At 75.0% G+C, this 17,905-nt stretch carries 16 protein-coding genes; 10 read left to right on the top strand and 6 right to left on the bottom strand.

Annotated features, from left to right (window positions below; translation table 11 throughout):
• Positions 1 to 104: 104 nt before the first annotated feature.
• A complete protein-coding gene (locus OO57_RS11980) occupies positions 105 to 1,166 on the top strand; it encodes a C40 family peptidase (RefSeq protein WP_033252365.1) in 1,062 nt (353 codons plus the stop codon).
• Between the two features lie 1,338 nt (positions 1,167 to 2,504).
• Here OO57_RS11980 and OO57_RS11970 read toward each other — a convergent pair.
• Positions 2,505 to 3,410, bottom strand: a complete 906-nt coding sequence (locus OO57_RS11970) for a carbohydrate kinase family protein (protein ID WP_033252364.1) — start codon at positions 3,408 to 3,410, stop codon at positions 2,505 to 2,507.
• Between the two features lie 74 nt (positions 3,411 to 3,484).
• Positions 3,485 to 4,855: a glycosyltransferase 87 family protein gene (locus OO57_RS11965; RefSeq protein WP_051777325.1), complete on the bottom strand. Its 1,371-nt coding sequence runs from the start codon at positions 4,853 to 4,855 to the stop codon at positions 3,485 to 3,487.
• 257 nt (positions 4,856 to 5,112) lie between these two features.
• Here OO57_RS11965 and OO57_RS11960 point away from each other — a divergent pair, with 257 nt between their 5' ends.
• Positions 5,113 to 6,255 (top strand): glycosyltransferase family 4 protein, encoded by a 1,143-nt coding sequence (locus tag OO57_RS11960; protein ID WP_033252363.1) that lies wholly within the window; start codon positions 5,113 to 5,115, stop codon positions 6,253 to 6,255.
• Positions 6,256 to 6,416: 161 nt separating this feature from the next.
• Here OO57_RS11960 and OO57_RS11955 read toward each other — a convergent pair whose 3' ends face one another.
• Positions 6,417 to 8,213 carry an AMP-dependent synthetase/ligase gene (locus OO57_RS11955; protein ID WP_033252362.1) on the bottom strand — a complete coding sequence of 599 codons (1,797 nt, stop codon included), beginning with the start codon at positions 8,211 to 8,213 and terminating at the stop codon, positions 6,417 to 6,419.
• Positions 8,214 to 8,461: 248 nt separating this feature from the next.
• Between OO57_RS11955 and OO57_RS11950 the strand changes: the two genes are divergently transcribed.
• The 5 genes from OO57_RS11950 to OO57_RS11930 all read left to right on the top strand — a co-directional run bounded on the left by OO57_RS11950 (position 8,462) and on the right by OO57_RS11930 (position 12,511).
• Entirely contained in the window at positions 8,462 to 8,893 is a 432-nt protein-coding gene (locus OO57_RS11950) for an SRPBCC family protein (protein WP_033252361.1), read from the top strand.
• A gap of 8 nt (positions 8,894 to 8,901) precedes the next feature.
• The gene (locus tag OO57_RS11945) at positions 8,902 to 10,068 is read left to right on the top strand and encodes an ArsA family ATPase (protein WP_033252360.1); all 1,167 of its coding nucleotides are present in this window, start codon (positions 8,902 to 8,904) and stop codon (positions 10,066 to 10,068) included.
• 27 nt (positions 10,069 to 10,095) lie between these two features.
• Positions 10,096 to 10,434: a DUF5304 family protein gene (locus OO57_RS47375; protein WP_033252359.1), complete on the top strand. Its 339-nt coding sequence runs from the start codon at positions 10,096 to 10,098 to the stop codon at positions 10,432 to 10,434.
• 196 nt (positions 10,435 to 10,630) lie between these two features.
• Positions 10,631 to 11,572, top strand: a complete 942-nt coding sequence (locus tag OO57_RS11935; RefSeq protein ID WP_033252358.1) for an ROK family glucokinase — start codon at positions 10,631 to 10,633, stop codon at positions 11,570 to 11,572.
• A gap of 177 nt (positions 11,573 to 11,749) precedes the next feature.
• On the top strand, positions 11,750 to 12,511 hold the full coding sequence (locus OO57_RS11930) for an endonuclease/exonuclease/phosphatase family protein (protein ID WP_033252357.1): 762 nt from the start codon (positions 11,750 to 11,752) through the stop codon (positions 12,509 to 12,511).
• A gap of 65 nt (positions 12,512 to 12,576) precedes the next feature.
• Here OO57_RS11930 and OO57_RS39380 read toward each other — a convergent pair whose 3' ends face one another.
• On the bottom strand, positions 12,577 to 13,248 hold the full coding sequence (locus tag OO57_RS39380; protein ID WP_051777322.1) for a hypothetical protein: 672 nt from the start codon (positions 13,246 to 13,248) through the stop codon (positions 12,577 to 12,579).
• Positions 13,249 to 13,258: 10 nt separating this feature from the next.
• Positions 13,259 to 14,038 (bottom strand): alpha/beta hydrolase, encoded by a 780-nt coding sequence (locus tag OO57_RS11920; protein WP_033252356.1) that lies wholly within the window; start codon positions 14,036 to 14,038, stop codon positions 13,259 to 13,261.
• 177 nt (positions 14,039 to 14,215) lie between these two features.
• On the opposite strand from OO57_RS11920, the gene OO57_RS11915 reads away from it, so the two are divergent.
• From OO57_RS11915 to OO57_RS11905, 3 genes are all read left to right on the top strand, one after another.
• A complete protein-coding gene (locus tag OO57_RS11915; protein ID WP_033252404.1) occupies positions 14,216 to 15,031 on the top strand; it encodes a lysophospholipid acyltransferase family protein in 816 nt (271 codons plus the stop codon).
• A gap of 207 nt (positions 15,032 to 15,238) precedes the next feature.
• On the top strand, positions 15,239 to 16,351 hold the full coding sequence (gene macS / locus OO57_RS11910) for a MacS family sensor histidine kinase (protein ID WP_051777337.1): 1,113 nt from the start codon (positions 15,239 to 15,241) through the stop codon (positions 16,349 to 16,351).
• On the top strand, positions 16,341 to 17,012 hold the full coding sequence (locus OO57_RS11905; protein ID WP_033252355.1) for a response regulator: 672 nt from the start codon (positions 16,341 to 16,343) through the stop codon (positions 17,010 to 17,012). Before macS ends, OO57_RS11905 begins: the two co-directional genes overlap by 11 nt.
• 13 nt (positions 17,013 to 17,025) lie before the next feature.
• On the opposite strand, the gene OO57_RS11900 is transcribed toward OO57_RS11905, so the two are convergent.
• Positions 17,026 to 17,901, bottom strand: a complete 876-nt coding sequence (locus OO57_RS11900; protein WP_033252354.1) for a transporter substrate-binding domain-containing protein — start codon at positions 17,899 to 17,901, stop codon at positions 17,026 to 17,028.
• Positions 17,902 to 17,905 lie beyond the last annotated feature (4 nt).

Here is a 17,905-nt window from a genome sequence, read left to right as displayed (position 1 = left end):
CTGGATCGATCCGACTCGCTAACCTCTGCCCCCGGGCCCCCGCGAGGACGGCCGTCCGACCGCGGACGGCGGCGGAGGCCGGCCGCAGAACGGAGCCGTCGCACGTGTCCGTGCACCGCCGCACCCCACTGCCCGGCGTCCAGCGCCTCGCCCGCGCCCTGGCGCTCACCGCCGCGGCCACCAGCGCGCTCGGGCTGACCGTGGGCGGGGCCGCCGCCGCCCCGCTCAGCCCGGCCGACCCGCCGAGCCGCAGCGAGGTCAAGCAGCAGGTCGACCAGCTCTACGAGGAGGCCGAGCGGGCCTCGGAGAAGTACAACGCCGCCCAGGAGCAGCAGAAGCGGCTGCAGTCCGAGGCCGGCTCCCTGCAGGACCAGGTCGCCGCCGGGCAGGAGGAGCTCAACCGGATGCGCGGCGACCTGGCCGCCGTCGCCGCCGCCCAGTACCGCAGCCAGGGCCTGGACCCCACCCTCCGCCTGATGCTCGACCAGGACCCGGCCGGGTACCTGACCGGCGCCCGCTCGCTCGAACAGGCCACCGTCCGGCAGGGCGACAGCCTGCGCGAGCTCGCCGAGCGGCAGCGGCGGCTCGACGAGCGGCGGTACGAGGCCGGGGCCAAGCTCGCCGAACTGGAGCAGGCCCGGCAGCAGCTGGCCGCCGCCAAGGAGGACGTCCACCAGCGGCTCGCCCGGGCCCAGCAGCTGCTGAACGGCCTCGCCCCCGCCGAGCGGGCCCGGATGGTCGCCGACGACGCCCGGGAGGCCAGGCAGCGCGCCACCCGCGGCACCGACCGGATCGACCTGGGCGACCAGCCGCCCTCCTCCGACCGCGCCGCCGCCGCGCTGGCCGCCGCTATCTCCAAGATCGGCTCCCCGTACGTCTACGGATCCACCGGCCCCCGCACCTTCGACTGCTCCGGTCTGATGTACTGGTCGTGGCGGCAGGCCGGAGTGACCCTGCCGCGGACCTCGCAGGCGCAGGCTTCGGCCGGCCGGCGGGTGAGCCTCGCCGACGCCCGGCCCGGAGACCTGGTGATCTTCTACAGCGACAGGCACCACGTCGGGATGTACGCCGGCGGGGGCGTCGTCGTGCACGCGCCCTACCCCGGCGCCCGGGTCCGCTACGAGAGCGTCAGCGCGATGCCGGTCAACACGGTGGTGCGGGTCTGAGCCTCGTCGACGAACCCCTGGTCACCGACCTGCCGCCGGACGCCGGGCCGCCGCCGCGGGCCGGCGCTCCGCTGTCCCGGCGCGCCGCCCTGCTGCTGGCCGCCGCCGGGGCCGCCCAGCTGTCGCTGCCCCGGGCCGCGCCGCCCCGGCCCGCCCCCGCCGCCCCCGCCGGGCCCGCGCCCGGCGGCCGCCCGGCGTCCTCCGGGCTGCGGCAGGACGTCGAGCAGCTGCTGGCCCGGCGCGGCCGGGCCGTCGCCGCGCGGGACACCGCCGGGCTGCTGGCGCTGTCCGCGGCGGGCTCCGAGGAGGCCGACCGCGACCTGCTGACCCGCACCGCCGGGCTGCGCCTGACCGAGTACGCGCTGCGGCTGACCGGTTTCGCCGAGCCGCCCGCCGACGCGGACCGGTTCACCGTCGGCGCCGAGCTCGGCTACCGGATCGGCGGCGTGGACGACTACCCGGCGCTGCTGGAGCGGCAGGTCGAGCTGGTGCGCGAGCCGGGCGGGTGGCGGGTGGCCCGGGAGACGCCGACCGGCGCCGCCGCGCCCTGGGACCTGGGCACCGTCCGGGCGGTGGAGGGGAAGCACAGCCTGGTGCTCGGCCTCGGCGAGGGCGCCGAGCTGACCGCGCTGGCCGGGCTCGCCGACCGCGCGGTGCCCGCGGTGGAGGCGGTCTGGGGCCCGTCCGCGGCCCGGTTGCTGCTCGAACTGCCGCTCACCGAGCAGCAGTTCGCCCGCCGGATGGACGTCTCCGCGGACGCCTACCAGGGCATAGCCGCGGTCACCCTGGCGGTCGGCGGCGCCCCCGTGCACACCCCCGCCGACCGGATCGTGGTCAACCCCGACGCCTACCGGCAGCTCAGCGAGCTCGGCCGCCGGGTGGTCGTCACCCACGAGGCCACCCACGTCGCGACCCGGGCCGACACCAGGTCCTGGACGCCGCTGTGGCTCTCCGAGGGCGTCGCCGACTACACCGGCTACCTGGGCACCGGGCGCACCGCCCGGCAGGTCGCCCCCGAGCTCGCCGAGGACGTCCGGGCCGGGCGGGTGCCCGTCGCGCTGCCCGCCGACGACGCGTTCACGGCCGGGGCGGCGGGCATCGCCCAGGCGTACGAGCAGGCCTGGATGGCCTGCGACCTGATCGCCCGCCGCCACGGCCAGGACCGGCTGGTGGCGTTCTACCGCACCGTCGGGGCGTTCGGCGAGGGCGGGCTGGAGCGCGCGATGAGGGCCCAACTCGGGGTCGGCCTGCTGGAGTTCACCAAGACCTGGACCACCGAGGTGGCCGGGCTCCGGGACTGACCCGGGCAGGCCGGGGCTGGCCCGGGGCCCGGGGCGCTCAGGAGGCGCCCAGCGCCCGCTCCAGGCCCGCCGCGTCCAGGAACGCGGTGTGGGTGCCTGCGACGGTGCAGGTGTACGCCCCGGCGACCGCGCCGGCCCGCATGCACTCCTCCACCGGGCGGCCCGCCAGCCGCCGGTGCAGGAAGCCGGAGACGAAGGCGTCGCCCGCGCCGTTGCTGTCCACCACCGGTGCGCCCGGGTCGACGGTCGGGAAGTGCCGGGGCGCGTCGTCGTCGCGGGTCAGCAGGAAGGCGCCGTCCGCGCCCGCGGTGGCCACCACCAGCTCGGCCCGGCCCTGCGTCAGCACCGCGCGCATCGCCGCCTCCGGGCGGTTCGCCAGGCCCGCGGCGGAGAGGAACACCACGTCCGAGCGGAGCGCGTAGTGCAGGTGGTGCGCGTCGGCGCCGTCCCAGGCGTGCAGGTCGGTGGAGCTGCTGCGGCCCAGGCGCTCGATGTCCGGGTACATGTCCCGGTTGACGCCGGTGATCGACAGGTGGACGTGCGCCGAGCGCTCCAGCAGCGGCAGCCAGAACTCGCGCGGCAGCCGGGCGTCCGCCGGGTGCCGGCCGTCGTAGAAGGAGAACCGCAGGCCGTCCCGGTCGACCAGGTTGACGCTGCGCGGGGTGCCCGCGGGGGCGGGCAGGTGGCTGAAGTCGAGGCCGCGGCGGGCGTACTCGGCCAGCACCAGGGCGCCCTGCGGGTCGTCGCCGAGGAAGTCGGCGAACTTGGTGCGCAGGCCGAGCGCCAGGCAGGCCAGGGCCACGCCGTTGCCGGTGTGCGCCGGGTAGTCGAGCACCGCGGGGACGCCGACCGAGTCGCGGCCGGGCGGGACCTCCAGCCGGTCCACCCGCACGATGGTGTCCACGCCGACGCCGCCGACGATCAGGATGTCGTAGTCGATCATTCGGCGATGGTGGCAGCCCGGAACCCCGCTCTGCAAGGTCTTTCAGAAACTTGCAAAGCGGTGGAGGGGCCGGGTCAGGCGCGGTCCGCCGGGGTCAGGTCGTCCAGCAGGTCCTGCTCGTAGGCGATGCCCGGACGCACCGGGTACTGCGGGGCGACCTGCTCGGCGGGCAGCACCACCGTGGTCAGCGCCTCCCGCCGCCGGGTCGAGCGCCACAGCCGGTGCGCCGAGACCACCGTGGTCACCACCAGCAGCAGGTTGCGGGCGGTCAGCACCAGCACGCCGCCCAGCTCGCTGCGGTTCACCGCGCCGAACATGATCGGGAACTCCATGGTGGTCAGCACCGCCGTGAACAGCACCAGCACCGCCACCGGGCGCTGGCTGGTGCCGCGCACCGTCAGGCACACCGCCGCCAGGCCGACCACCCAGATCATGTACTGCGGGGAGATCACCCGGCTGGTCGCGGTGAAGACCAGCAGCGCGCACAGCGCCGCGTCGAAGGTGGTCGCCGACGTCCAGCGGGCCGCCCGCAGCCGCCACACCAGCAGCCAGCCGAAGCCCGCCACCGACAGCCCCACCATCACCTTGGAGATCACCGGCACCCACGGGCCCAGGAACTCCACCGAGCCGTAGTTCATCGTCACGGTGCCGTCCCACGACCCCGCCAGCTTCGCGAAGTGCAGCGGCAGCGCGCCCACCGACTCGATCTCGATGCCGCGCTCCGACTGGAACTTCAGGAACTCGAACGCCCCGTTCATCCCCGCCGTCAGCAGGAAGCCCAGCGCCGCCGCGGACGCCGCCGCCGACGTCCACGCCCGCCTGGTCCGCCGACCGCGCGGCGAGCCGATCAGCGCCAGCAGCGGCCACACCTTCACCATCCCGCCCAGGCCCAGCAGCAGCCCGCTGACCGCCGGACGCCGCAGCATCACCAGCAGGCCCGCCACCGCCAGCGCCGTCACGATGATGTCGTACCGGCAGTACACCGTCGGCCCGAGCAGCGGCACGCCCACCACCCAGTACCAACCGCCCAGGTAGCTGCGGCCCTTGCGGACCCCCGCGCGCATCAGCAGCGCCATCGCGGCCGCGTCCACCACGCCGCAGATCACGAAGAACGACACCAGGTACGACCAGGGCAGCAGCCCCGGCGCCAGGATCACCAGCGCCGCGCCCGGCGGGTACTGCCAGGTCACGTCGTCCAGCGGGAACGTGCCGGTGCGCAGCACCTCGTACCAGCTGTGGTAGATCACCGAGATGTCGGTGGTCACGTCGGTGTCGGCGATCCGCAGCACGCCGGCGACCATCAGGACGATCAGCGTCCGGGTCGCCACCCAGCCGGCGGCCAGCGCCCACAGCGGACGACGGCTCGGCACGGCACCGGCACCGGCCTGGGGCGACGGAGCCGACGGCTCCGCGCCACCGGCCTTCTCGGCCTGGGCTGACTCCACTGCGCTCCTTCGGGTCGTCGCGTGCACGCCGGAACAGCCGGGCACGTCGGGGCCTCACCGGTTAAGGACCACCGCCCCGCCCCGAAGGTTGCGACGGCGCCCCCAACCTTCACCGAACCGTGTCCGGGGCGGCCCCGCGGGGCCGCCGCCCGGCCCGGTCGGCGGACCGGCCGCGTTCCCGGCGAACGGGCACGGTGACCTATCGTACGGACCACTCACAGGTAGTCCGAGCACCCCCCGACCGAGCGAGCCGCGGCATGCACAAGACACTCATCGTCACCAACGACTTCCCGCCCAGGCCCGGCGGCATCCAGGCGTTCGTCCACAACATGGCCGTCCGCCAGCCCGCCGACTCGGTCGTGGTGTACGCCTCCACCTGGAAGGACGGCCGGGAGGTCGCCGAGTTCGACGCCCGGCAGCCCTTCCAGGTGGTCCGCGACCGGACGCGGATGATGCTGCCGACCCCGCGGGTCACCCGCCGGGCCGCCGAGATCCTCCGCGCCGAGGGCTGCACCTCGGTCTGGTTCGGCGCCGCCGCCCCGCTCGGGCTGATGGCCCCCGCGCTGCGCCGGGCCGGGGCCGAGCGGCTGCTCGGCATGACCCACGGCCACGAGGCCGCCTGGGCCCAACTGCCGGTCTCCGCCCGGCTGCTGCGCCGGATCGGGGCCGGCACGGACGTGCTCACCTACCTCGGCGAGTACACCCGCGCCCGGATCGCCCGCGCGGTCGGACCGGACGCCGCCCGGCGGATGGTCCAACTGCCGCCCGGCGTCGACGAGTCCACCTTCCGGCCGGACTCCGGCGGCGACGCGGTGCGGGCCCGGCTCGGGCTCAGCGAGCGGCCGGTGGTGGTGTGCGTGTCGCGGCTGGTGCCGCGCAAGGGCCAGGACACCCTGGTCCGGGCCCTGCCGCGGGTGCTGGCCGCCCACCCCGACGCGGTGCTGCTCGTCGTCGGCGGCGGCCCCTACCGGGCCGAACTGGAGAAGCTCGTCGACACGGTCGGCGTGCGCTCCTCGGTCGTCTTCACCGGCCCCGTCCCCTGGGAGGAGCTCCCCGCCCACTACGGGGCCGGGGACGTCTTCGCGATGCCCTGCCGCACCCGCCGCGGCGGCCTGGACGTCGAGGGCCTCGGCATCGTCTACCTGGAGGCCTCCGCCACCGGACTGCCCGTCGTGGCCGGGGACTCCGGCGGGGCGCCGGACGCCGTCCGCGAGGGCGAGACCGGGTACGTGGTGCCGGGGGTCGGCGGTGAGGAGGTGCTCGCGGAGCGGCTGGTGCGACTGCTCGGCGACGAGGGGCTGCGGCGCGAGATGGGCGAGGCCGGGCGCAGGTGGGTGCACGAGGCCTGGCGGTGGGACATGCTCGCGGAGCGGCTGACGGGGCTGCTGCAGGAGCGGTAGGTCCGCGCGGGAGGCGGAACCGGGGGCGCGGGGAACTGCGCGCAGCTGAGGAGCACGTCAGCGAGATCGCGGGACGGTGCAGGTGGTCGTCCTGCGTCGCGATCCGGCTGCGGGTGCCGGGTCGGCCGCGCAGTTCCCCGCGCCCCTGTCGGGGCGCGCGACTACTTGGTGTAGAGGCCCTCGATCTCGGCGGCGAAGTCCTTGAGGACGACGTTGCGCTTGAGCTTGAGGGAGGGGGTGAGGTGGCCGCCGGCCTCGGTGAAGGTGGTGGTGAGGAGGTGGAACTTCTTGACCGCCTCGGCGTGCGAGACGGCCTGGTTGCCGTCGTCGATCGCGGCCTGGACGGCGGCGAGCAGGTCGGGGTCCTCGCGGAGCTGGTCGAGGGTCGCGTCGGCGGGCTTGCCGTTGAGGGCCTTCCAGCGGGGGAAGAACTCGTCGTCGACGGTGACCAGGCAGGCGATGAAGGGCTTGCGGTCGCCGACCACCATGACCTCGCCGATGATCGCGTGGGCGCGGATGCGGTCCTCGATCACGGCGGGGGCGACGTTCTTGCCGCCCGCGGTGACGATGATCTCCTTCTTGCGGCCGGTGAGGGTCAGGTAGCCCTCGTCGTCGAGGGTGCCGAGGTCGCCGGTGGCGAACCAGCCGTCCTGGAGGGCCTCGGCGGTGGCGGCGGGGTTGTTCCAGTAGCCGGTGAAGACCTGCGGGCCCTTGAGCAGGACCTCGCCGTCCGCGGCGATCCGGATCGCCGAGCCGGGCAGCGGCTGGCCGACGGTGCCGATCTTGGGCTTGTCGTGGGGGTTGAAGGCGGTGGCGGCGCAGGACTCGGTGAGGCCGTAGCCCTCCAGGACGACGAAGCCGATGCCGCGGTAGAAGTGGCCCAGGCGCTCGCCGAGCGGGGCGCCGCCGGAGATGGCGTAGCGGCAGCGGCCGCCGAGGGCGGCCCGGAGCTTGCGGTAGACGAGCCGGTCGAAGAGCGCGTGGCGGATCCGCAGGCCGAGCCCGGGGCGTCCGGCGTCGAGGGCGCGGCTGTAGGCGACGGCGGTGTCGGCGGCGCGGTCGAAGACGCCGCCCTTGCCGTCGGCCTGGGCCTTGGCGCGGGCGGTGTTGTAGACCTTCTCGAAGACCCGGGGGACGCCGAGGATCAGGGTCGGCTTGAAGGAGCCGAGCTCCTCGGTGACGTTCTTGACGTCGGAGACGTGACCGAGCTTGACCGGCGCGATGGCGGCGGCGATCTCGGCGATCCGGCCGAGCACGTGGGCCAGCGGCAGGAACAGCAGGACGGAGGACTCGCCGGTGCGGAACAGCTCGGGCATCCGGGCGGTGACGTTGCCCAGCTCGGCGAGGAAGTTGCCGTGGGTGAGCTGGCAGCCCTTGGGGCGGCCGGTGGTGCCGGAGGTGTAGACGACGGTGGCGATCGAGTCCGGCCCGGCCAGGGCGCGGCGCTCGGCGATCACCGCGTCGTCCACGCCGGTGCCGGCCGCGGTGAGGGCGGCGACGCCGTCCCGCTCGATCTGCCAGGTGTGCTGGAGCCCGGGCAGGTCGCCGCGGACCTCCTCGACCACGGCGGCGTGCTGGTCGGTCTCGGTGACGACGGCGAGCGCGCCGGAGTCGCCGAGGATCCAGCGGACCTGCTCGGCGGAGGAGGTCTCGTACACGGGGACGGTGATCGCGCCCGCCGTCCAGATCGCGAAGTCGAGCAGCGTCCACTCGTAGCGGGTGCGGGACATCACGGCGACCCGGTCGCCGGGGCCGATGCCGGTGGCGACCAGGCCCTTGGCGACGGCGTGCACCTCGGCGAGGAACTGGGCGGCGGTGAGGTCCTGCCACTGCCCGGCGGTCTTGCGGCTGAGCACAGCGACGCCCGGGTGCCGCTCCGCGTTCTGGTGGACCAGGTCGGCGAGGTTGCCGCCGCTCGGAACCTGGTAGCGGGCCGGAAGGCTGAACTCGTCGAGCAAGACTGCTCCTCGTCTGCGACGCTGCGGGACGACTGGACGTTACTGCCGGGTAGGTGCGTTCGACCAGAGGGGTCGGCCCCGGTGTTCCGATCGTCACACCGCAGGTCGGGCGTGCGGGTGGACCGGTTCGAACCCTACGACAGCCCGCAGGTGACCCGCCGGTAGGTGCCCGCGCGGGAAGCGCGCCGCCCCGCCCGCGATAGCCTCTGCTGGGCGCACAGCAGCACAGGGAGATCGCGGAGGCCGCAATGGCGGAGCACACCAGGTCGAGCATTGTCATCGACGCCACCCCGGCCGAGGTCATGGCGGTGATCGCCGACTTCGCCGCCTACCCGCAGTGGACCGGCGAGGTCAAGGAGATCGACGTCCTGGAGGCCGGCCCCGACGGCCGCGCCGCCAAGGTGCGCCTGCTGCTGGACGCCGGGGCCATCCGCGACGAGCACACCCTCGCCTACACCTGGGACGGCGACCGCGAGGTCAGCTGGACCCTGGTCAGCAGCCAGATGCTGCGCGCCCTGGACGGCTCGTACGCGCTCGCCCCCGCCGGGAAGGGCACCGAGGTCACCTACCAGCTGGCCGTGGACGTCAAGATCCCGATGCTCGGCATGATCAAGCGCAAGGCCGAGAAGGTCATCATCGACCGGGCGCTGGCCGGGTTGAAGAAGCGCGTCGAGGGCTGACCGGGCCCGTGGCCACCCGCACCGTACTGGTCAGCGGCCCGGAGTCCGGCCGGATCGCCGCCGCCACCGCCCTGCACCACGCCCGGCGGGGCAGCGACACCCTGCTGCTCGCCGCCGACGACCCGCACCGCGCCGTCGACGACCTGCTCGGCGTCCGGCTCGGCCCCGAGCCCGTCGAGCTGGAGCGGCACCTGGCCGCCGCCCGGATCGACGAGCAGGCCGCCTTCCGCGCCGCCCTCGACGGCTGCCGCGACCGGCTCGCCCCCGCCCTCGACCTGATCGGCGCCCAGCCGCTCGACCCCGAGGAGCTCGCCCCGCTGCCCGGCACCCGCGCCCTCGCCCTGCTGCGCGCCCTGCCCCGGGCCAAGGCCGAGGTGCTGGTGGTCGCCGCCCCGCCGCCCGCCGAACTGGTCGCCACCCTCGCCCTGCCCGCCCAACTGGAGCGCTACCTCGCCCGGTTGCTGCCCGAGCAGCGCCAGGCCGCCCGCGCGCTGCGCCCGCTGCTGGCCAACCTGGCGGGCGTCCCGATGCCCACCGACCGGCTGTTCGAGGCCCGGGCCGCCGCCTCCGCCGCGCTCGCCGGGGCCGCCGCCGCGATCACCGCCCCCGGCACCACCGTCCGCCTCGTCCTGGACGCCGCCCGGCCCGCCCCCCGCGCCCTGGCCCGGATCCGGGCCGGACTCGCCCTGCACGGCCTCCCGCTGGACGCCGTCGTCGCGCACGGCGCGCTGCCCGCCGCCGCGGTCGGCTCGCCCGACCCCTGGCTGGCCGCCGCGGCCGCCCGGCAGGACGAGCAACTCGCCGCCGTCGCCGAGGAGTTGGGGGAAGTCCCGGTGCTGGTCGCCCGGCAGCCGGACGGCGGCCTGGAAGAACTCGCCGAACGGCTCTACGCCGCGGGCGCCCCGCGCCCGCCCGCCCCCGCCGACCCCCGCACCGAGGACCGGCTCGCCGCCGAGAACCTCCTGCTCTGGCACCTGCCGCTGCCCGGCGCCGACCGCGGCGAGCTCGAACTGCTGCGCCGCGGCGACGAGCTCGTGCTCGGCGTCGGAGGTTACCGGCGGGTCCTGGCACTCCCGTCCGCGCTGCGCCGTTGCACGGTCAGCGGGGCCGGACTGGCGGACGGGGTGCTGTCGGTGCGGTTCACGCCCGACCCGGCGCTCTGGCCGCGCGGGTAGCCCGTACCGATGGAGAGGAGTGGCGCGGTGAGCACCGAGCAGCAGCAGGAGCAGGGGCGGCAGGACCAGCGGCAGCAGGAGCAGGAGCAGGGGCGGGAACGGCCGGGCGGGGCGGGGGAGTTCGCGCCGCTGGTCGAGGAGGTGCGGAAGTTCGCCGCCGCGCTGGGCGGCAAGGCCGTGGAGGTCGGCGGCCGGCTGCGCGAGTCCAACCCCGAGGTGTACGGCCACCTCGCCGCCGCGGGCGGCGAGCTGCTGGCCGCCTACCGGGCCGCGGTGGCCGGCCACGAACGGCGCTGGTCGGCGGCCCAACACGCCGAGACCGAACGGGTGGACCTGGACGGGCCCGCGGAGGCGTCCGACAAGTAGTTAATCCGGCCCGGCGGCGACGTCACACTACGGCCACGATCCATTACTGAACGGTACCGTTGGTATGACTTCTGAAGGCACCATGACCAATGGGTCTGGAATTGCCTTCGAATAATGTACGCCAGGCTGTATACGTGGGGACCCCTCAGCGGGTACGGTTCCGCTGAGCGGGAACGAGTGAATAGCTGAGGGACACATGGCTCTGACCATCGGCGTGGACGTCGGCGGTACCAAGATCGCAGCAGGCGTGGTCGACGAGTCCGGCGAGATTCTGGCCAAGACCCGGGTGCCGACCCCGGCCGACCCCCAGTGGGCGGTCGATGCCATCGCCCAGGGCGTACGGGAGTTGAAGGAGCAGTACCCGGACGTCGCCGCGGTCGGCGTGGGTGCCCCCGGCTTCGTCAGCCGGGACCGCTCCACCGTCCTGATGGCGCCCAACATCGCCTGGGAGAACGAGCCCCTCAAGCAGCGCGTCGAGGAACTCACCGGCCTGGAGACCGTCGTCGAGAACGACGCCAACTGCGCCGCCTGGGCCGAGTTCCGGTTCGGCGCCGCCGCCGCGTACGAGGACATGGTCCTGATCACCGTCGGCACCGGCATCGGCGGCGGCATCGTCCTCGACGGCCGCCTGCACCGCGGCCGGTTCGGCGTGGCGGGCGAGATCGGCCACCTCAACATGGTCCCCGACGGCCTGGAGTGCGGCTGCGGCGGCCACGGCTGCTGGGAGCAGTACGGCTCCGGGCGCTCCCTGCGCCGCTACGGCCGCGAGCGCGCCGCCGCCGACCCGATCGCGGGCAAGCGGATGCTCGAACTCAACGACGGCGTCGCCGAGACCATCCGCGGCATCCACATCACCGAGGCCGCCGCGGAGGGCGACGCGCTGGCGCTCTCCTGCTACGCGGAGCTCGCCGACTGGCTCGGCCGCGGCATGGCCGACCTGGCCGCGCTGTTCGACCCGGGCGTCTTCGTCCTGGGCGGCGGCGTCTCCGACTCCGGCAGCCTGCTGCTCGACCCGGTCGCCGCCGCCTTCGAGAAGTACCTGACCGGCGGCCCGGCCCGGCCCCGCGCCAACGTGGTGCTGGCGTCGATGGGTTCGGCCGCGGGCATCGCGGGCGCGGCGGACCTGGCACGCACCTGACCCACCCCGGGTGAACGCACCGCAAGGCCGCGACGGAGGGCAAGTCACCGCTCCCGTCGCGGCCTTGTCGGCGTTCACGGCCCGGGCCGCGCGGCGCCCCGCCCTCCCGGACGCGCCTCCCGGGCGCACCTCCCGGGGTCGCACCCCGGGCGGGCGGGGGCTGTTACTGTCGGTCAAATGACGGACACTGATGTTGCGTTGGCGCCGTCCGGGGCGGAGCCGGACGGGGCGCGGCGGGTACGGGTGCTGACGTACAACGTGCGGTCGCTGCGGGACGACCGGGCCGCGGTGGCCCGGGTGATCCGGGCCTGCGAACCGGACGTGGTGTGCGTGCAGGAGTCGCCGCGGTACTGGAAGACCGAGAAGGCCGCCGCCTGGCTGGCGCGCCGGACCGGGACGGTCATCCTGGCCGGGGGCGGCCGGGTGGCGGCCGGGCCGCTGCTGCTGGGCAACCTGCGGGTGGACCTGCTGGAGCTGCGGGACGCGCTGCTGCCGAAGACCCGGGGGCTGCACGCGCGCGGCTTCGCGAGCGCACTGCTGCGGATCGGCGGGAGCCGCCCGTTCTCGGTGACCAGCTGCCACCTCAGCCTCGAACCGGCCGAGCGGCTGCGGCAGTTCGCCCTGCTGCGGGGCCAACTGCGGCCGGGGGAGCCGGGGGTGGTCGCCGGAGACTTCAACGAGCCCCCGGACGGCCCGGGTTGGCGCGCGCTCGCGGCGGAACTGACCGACGCGCACGCCGCGGCCCCCTGGGGCGGGACGTACACCTCGGTGCCGAAGGAGCCCTACCAGCGGATCGACGGGGTGTTCGCCACGCCGGACGTCGAGGTGCTGGGCTGCGGGGTGCCGTACCCGCTGCCGGGCGTCTCGGAGGCGGACCTGCGGGCGGCCACCGACCACCTGCCGGTGCTCGCGACGCTGCGGATCCCCGCGCCGGAGTGACCGGCCGCCCGGCCGCCCGGGCCGGTGGCTGAGCGGTCGTCAACCCCCGGGCCCGGCACGGCCGTTCAGACGACGGCGCCGCCGTGCGGGTCCTCCGGCTCGTCCTCGTCGCGGTCCTTCATCCGGGCGACCAGGGTGCCGAAGCCGCCGAGGAAGGACAGCAGGCCGACCCAGGCGGGCCAGCCGGAGACCTCGTGCCACACCACGGCGTCGAACAGCAGCAGCGCGGGGCCGCCGAGGACGGCCAGCCAGGCGAACTTGGTGGTCACCTCGGCCTCGGGCAGCGGCGGCGGCTCCGGCGGCACGAAGTGGCCCTCGTCCGGGTCCTCGGCCGGGGTGTAGTCGCGCGGCCCGTCGCCCGGCCGGGGAACGGGCCGCGGGGTGAAGTCGCCCAGCCCCCCGAGCCCCCCGTTGCCCGTGGTGGGCGCGGTCGGCCCCCGCTGCCCGCGCTCCCGCTGCCGCTCGTTCTGCGCCCGCAGGTTCTCCACCTCGGGCCAGGCCGGGTCGGTGAGGTCCACCGGGTCGTCGAACTGGGCCACCAGCGCGGCGAAGATCGCGTCCTGTTCGGCCTGGCTGCCCGCGGCCGGACGCCGCTCCTTCGCGGCGGGCGAGGGAGCGGGCCCGGGGGCGGGAGCGGGCGCGGCGGTCTCCGCCCCGGCTGCCCCGGCGGGCTCGGCCGTCCCGGCGTCCTCGCGGGGCAGGTCCTCGTCGTCGTTCGCCTTGCTGGTCTCGTTCACGTTCGGCCTTTCAGCCCGAGTGGTTCCCGGCATCGACCGCCGCTGCCGGGGCCAGTCGCCGGACGAAGTCGAGGCTCGCGCCGAAGATCCGGCCGGCGTCGTGGTCCAGCGTGGCCACGTGGAAGCTGCGGCTCAGCAGCAGCTCCGTCACATCGGTCGAGGATATCCGGGCGAGGACCAGGGCCGAGTTGCGCGGCGAGACCACGTGGTCCTGCGGACTGTGCATCAGCAGAACGGGTTGGGTCACCGACGGCATTCCCGCCCGGGCGGCGTCCCACAGCCGGGCCAGTGACCAGGCGGCGTGCAGCGGGACGCGGTCGTAGCCGACCTCGGCGGCGCCGGGGAGGGCGATGTCGCCGGCCACGCCGGGGAGGGAGGGGAGCAGGTGGCGCAGCAGCGGAAGGAGTACCGTCGCGGGGTTGTCGGAACGCACCGAGGGGTTGACGAGCACCAGTCCGGAGACCCGGTCGCCGTGCTGCGCGGCGAGCCTCAGGGCGAGCGAGCCGCCCATCGAGAGCGCGCAGACGAAGACCTGCTCGCAGTCGGCGGCGAGTTCCGCGAAGGCGGCCTCGACGGTGGCGTACCAGTCCTCCCAGCGGGTGTGCTGGAGGTCCTGCCAGCGGGTGCCGTGGCCGGGCAGCAGGGGGACGGAGACGGTCAGTCCGGCGTCGGCGAGGTGTTCGGCCCACGGGCGCATGGACTGCGGGGAACCGGTGAAACCGTGGACCAGCAGCACACCGACCGGACCGCCCGCTCGGCGGTACGGCTCGGCTCCCGGCAGCAGCGGCATGCAGGACTCCTGGAAGGGCGGGCAGGGGTGAGGGTGGCTCGATCGTCCCACGGGCGGGATGCCCCGTACAGGGGCCCGGTGCGCGGACGGAGGGTTCGCCGGTGCACCGGGCGGGAGGCGGGGGCATTAGGATCGTCCGGTCCGCACCACAGGAGGCCCCGGTTGTTCTACCGACTGATGAAGATGATCGTCGCCCCGCTGCTGCGGATCTTCTTCCGGCCGTGGATGGAGGGCGAGGAGAACATTCCGGACGAGGGTCCGGCGATCCTCGCCAGCAACCACCTCTCGTTCTCCGACTCGTTCTTCCTGCCCGCGCTGCTCAAGCGCCGGGTGACCTTCATCGCGAAGGCCGAGTACTTCACCACGCCCGGCATCAAGGGCCGGCTGACCGCCGCGTTCTTCAAGGGCGTCGGCCAGCTGCCGGTGGACCGCTCGGGCGCCCGCGGGGCCGGTGAGGCGGCGATCCGCAGCGGCATCGCGGTGGTCGAGCGGGGCGAGATCTTCGGCGTCTACCCGGAGGGCACCCGTTCGCCCGACGGCAAGCTGTACCGCGGAAAGGTCGGCGGCCTGGCCCGGGTCGCGCTGGCCACCGGCGCGCCGGTGATCCCGGTCGCGATGATCGACACCGAGAAGGTGCAGCCGCCCGGCCAGGTGATGCCCAACTTCGGCGTCCGGCCCGGCATCCGGATCGGCCGCCCGCTGGACTTCTCCCGCTACCAGGGCATGGAGAACGACCGGTTCATCCTGCGCTCGGTCACCGACGAGGTGATGTACGAGATCATGCGGCTGTCCGGCCAGGAGTACGTGGACGTCTACGCGACCGCCGCCAAGCGGCAGCTCGCCGAGGAGAAGAAGGCCGCGGACGCCGACCGCAAGGCGCAGCAGAAGGCCGAGAAGGCCGAGGGCGCGGAGAAGGCCGGGCAGGCGGAACGGGCCGGGCAGGCGGAACAGGCCGGGCAGGCCGGGGACGTCGAGAAGGACGCCGGGGCCTGACGGGCCGTCACGGGGGAGCGCAGGGTGATGGAGGACCACAGACCCGTCGTCGCACCGACCGCGGCCGCACCGACCGCGGCCGCACCGACCGCGGCCGCACCGACCGCGGCCGCACCGACCGCGGCCGCACCGACCGCGGCCGCACCGGCCGCGGCACCGGCCGGCCCGGCGCCCGCCGGGGTGGCGGCGGCGGTGGTGGCCGGCGGGATGTCGGTGGAGCTGCCGCTGTGGCGCGCCATGGGGTACTTCCGGGTGCTCGCCCTGGCGTACGCGGTGCTGCGGTACCTCACCTCGTACCACCACTTTCTGCACCCGGTCTCCGGCTGGATCTACCTGGGCGCGCTGAGCCTGTGGACGCTGGCCTCGACCCGGGCGTTCGCCGGGCCGCAGCGGTGCACCTGGCCGGTGCTGGGGACGGACCTGGCGGCGGCGGTGACCGGCATCGTGATGAGCGGGGTCATCGACACCCCGGCGCGGATCCACGGCGGCGCGCCGACCCTGCCGACGATCTGGGCGGCCGGGACGGTGCTGGGCTTCGCGGGCAAGGGCGGCTGGCGGGCCGCCGCGTTCGCGGGGGCGGTGATCGGCGCGGCGAACATCCTCGGGCACGGCGGGGTCAGTCCCGACAACCTGCACAACATCGTGCTGCTGCTGCTCGCGGGCTGCGCCATCGGCTACGTGATCGAACTGGCCCGGGCCAGCGAGGCGGTGCTCACCCGGGCGCTGCAGGTGGAGGCCGCGACCCGGGAGCGCGAGCGGCTCTCCCGGGACATCCACGACGGGGTGCTGCAGGTGCTCGCCCTGGTGCACCGCCAGCAGGGCGACGCCGCCGAGCTGGGGCGGCTGGCCGGCGAGCAGGAGCGCGCGCTGCGGGCCCTGATGACCGGCGGGCGGCCGTCCGAGGAGGAGCCCGCGGGCGGCGAGCGGGACCTGCGTCCGCTGGTCTCCCGGCACGCGGACGAGCGGATCACCGTCGCCGCGCCCGCCACGCCCGTCCTGATGCCCGCCCCGGCGGCGTCCGAGCTGGCGGCCGCGGTGGCGGCGGCGCTGGACAACGTCCGGCGGCACGCGGGGGAGTCGGCCCGGGCGTGGATCCTGGTCGAGGACGAGCCGGACGCGGTGACGGTGTCGGTGCGCGACGACGGCCCGGGCTTCCCGGCGGGGCGGCTGGCCGAGGCGCAGCGCGACGGACGGCTCGGGGTCGCGCAGTCGATCCGCGGCCGGATGCTGGACCTCGGCGGCAGCGCCGAGCTGTACTCGGTGCCCGGGGAGGGCGTCGAGGTGGAACTGCGGTGGCCGAGGAGCGGGCATGACGACTGAGCAGCCGGTGCGCGTGATGGTGGTGGACGACCACCCGATGTGGCGCGAGGGGGTGGCCCGGGACCTGGCGGAGGCCGGGTTCGCGGTGGTCGCCACCGCGGGGGACGGCGAGGAGGCGGTCCGCCGGGCCCGGGCCAGCACCCCGCAGGTGGTGGTGCTGGACCTCAACCTGCCGTCGCTGTCCGGCGCGGAGGTGTGCCGCCTGGTGGTGGCGGCCGACCCGGCGGTGCGGGTGCTGGTGCTGTCGGCGAGCGGCGAGCACGCGGACGTGCTGGAGGCGGTGAAGTCCGGGGCGACCGGCTACCTGGTGAAGTCGGCGGGCCGCGAGGAGCTGCTCGACGCGGTGCGCCGCACCGCGGTCGGCGACCCGGTGTTCACCCCGGGCCTGGCGGGCCTGGTGCTCGGCGAGTTCCGCCGGCTGGCCGCCGAGCCCGGCACCTCCGCCGAGCCGGCCGCCCCGCAGCTGACCCCGCGGGAGACCGAGGTGCTGCGGCTGGTCGCCAAGGGCCTGTCCTACCGGCAGATCGCCGACCGCCTGGTGCTCTCGCACCGCACCGTGCAGAACCACGTCCAGAACACCCTGGGCAAGCTCCAGCTGCACAACCGGGTGGAGCTGGTCCGGTACGCGATCGAGCAGGGCCTGGACGAGGAACTGGGCTGACCCGCGCGGGGGTTCAGGCCGAGCAGCGGTCGCCCGCGGAGGTGGTGACGGGCTTGAAGGTGTCGCGCAGCTCCTTGTCGGTGAAGTCGGGGCCGAAGGCGAAGGAGCTGCGCAGGGCGTTCATCCAGTCCGGGTCCTGCAGGTAGTCGTTGATGGCCTCGCGGAGCAGCTCGCAGGCCTTCCGGTGGCCCTTGGGCAGCACCATCATCAGGAACTGGGTCTTGCCGATGTGGGCGTCCCGGGCGACCCGGTAGGCGCGGGTGCCGCCGCTGCCGGAGTTGGCGGCGACGCCCTGCAGGACCAGGTAGTCGGAGAGCACGGCGTCGGCGGTGTCGTCGTCGACCCGGGCCAGGCACTCCTTGAGGTTGGTGCCGGTGACGGTGACCCGGGGGCCGATGTCCCGGAGCTGGGCCTCGGCGGTGGTGCCGGGGGAGACGCAGACCCGCAGCGGCCTGAGGTCGTCGGACTTGGCGACCGTCCTGGTGTCCCCGGCCTTCAGCAGGACACCCAGCGGGGTCTGCAGGTAGGGCCCGGCCAGGTTGTAGTCCTGCTTGAGGCTGTCGCGCTCGGAGATGTCGGCGACCACCAGGTCGACCTTGTTGTGGTTGGCCTTGCCGTCGGTGAGGGCGTCCTCCCAGTTGGCGGTGGTCACCGTCAGCGAGGTGTAGTCGATCTTGCGGGAGCCGAGCACCTTCATGGTCAGGTGCGGTTCGAAGCCGTCGTACACGCCCTTGTCGGTGAACTCGGACATGCCGGGGCGGTCGGTCTTGAAGCCGACCTTGACCGGCAGGTTGTCGAACGGCTTCGGCTCGTCGCCGGAGCAGCCGGACGCGGCGGTGGCGAACAGCAGCAGGCCGACGGCCAGGCGGGCGGAGCGCGGGGTGGGCACGGGG

Origin of the sequence: Kitasatospora phosalacinea (assembly GCF_000717185.1) — a bacterium.
Classification (GTDB): Bacteria; Actinomycetota; Actinomycetes; order Streptomycetales; family Streptomycetaceae; genus Kitasatospora; species Kitasatospora phosalacinea_A.
Note: the sequence above shows the minus strand (reverse complement) of the source record. Positions and strands in the feature narration are given on the sequence as shown.

Excerpts from the sequence above, each read along its gene's own strand:
- OO57_RS11970 (WP_033252364.1), bottom strand. The coding sequence starts at position 3,410 with ATGATCGACTACGACATCCTGATCGTCGGCGGCGTCGGCGTGGACACC.
- OO57_RS11960 (WP_033252363.1), top strand. The coding sequence starts at position 5,113 with ATGCACAAGACACTCATCGTCACCAACGACTTCCCGCCCAGGCCCGGC.
- OO57_RS11950 (WP_033252361.1), top strand. The coding sequence starts at position 8,462 with ATGGCGGAGCACACCAGGTCGAGCATTGTCATCGACGCCACCCCGGCC.
- OO57_RS11935 (WP_033252358.1), top strand. The coding sequence starts at position 10,631 with ATGGCTCTGACCATCGGCGTGGACGTCGGCGGTACCAAGATCGCAGCA.
- OO57_RS11930 (WP_033252357.1), top strand. The coding sequence starts at position 11,750 with ATGACGGACACTGATGTTGCGTTGGCGCCGTCCGGGGCGGAGCCGGAC.
- OO57_RS11920 (WP_033252356.1), bottom strand. The coding sequence starts at position 14,038 with ATGCCGCTGCTGCCGGGAGCCGAGCCGTACCGCCGAGCGGGCGGTCCG.
- OO57_RS11915 (WP_033252404.1), top strand. The coding sequence starts at position 14,216 with ATGAAGATGATCGTCGCCCCGCTGCTGCGGATCTTCTTCCGGCCGTGG.
- macS (WP_051777337.1), top strand. The coding sequence starts at position 15,239 with ATGTCGGTGGAGCTGCCGCTGTGGCGCGCCATGGGGTACTTCCGGGTG.
- OO57_RS11905 (WP_033252355.1), top strand. The coding sequence starts at position 16,341 with ATGACGACTGAGCAGCCGGTGCGCGTGATGGTGGTGGACGACCACCCG.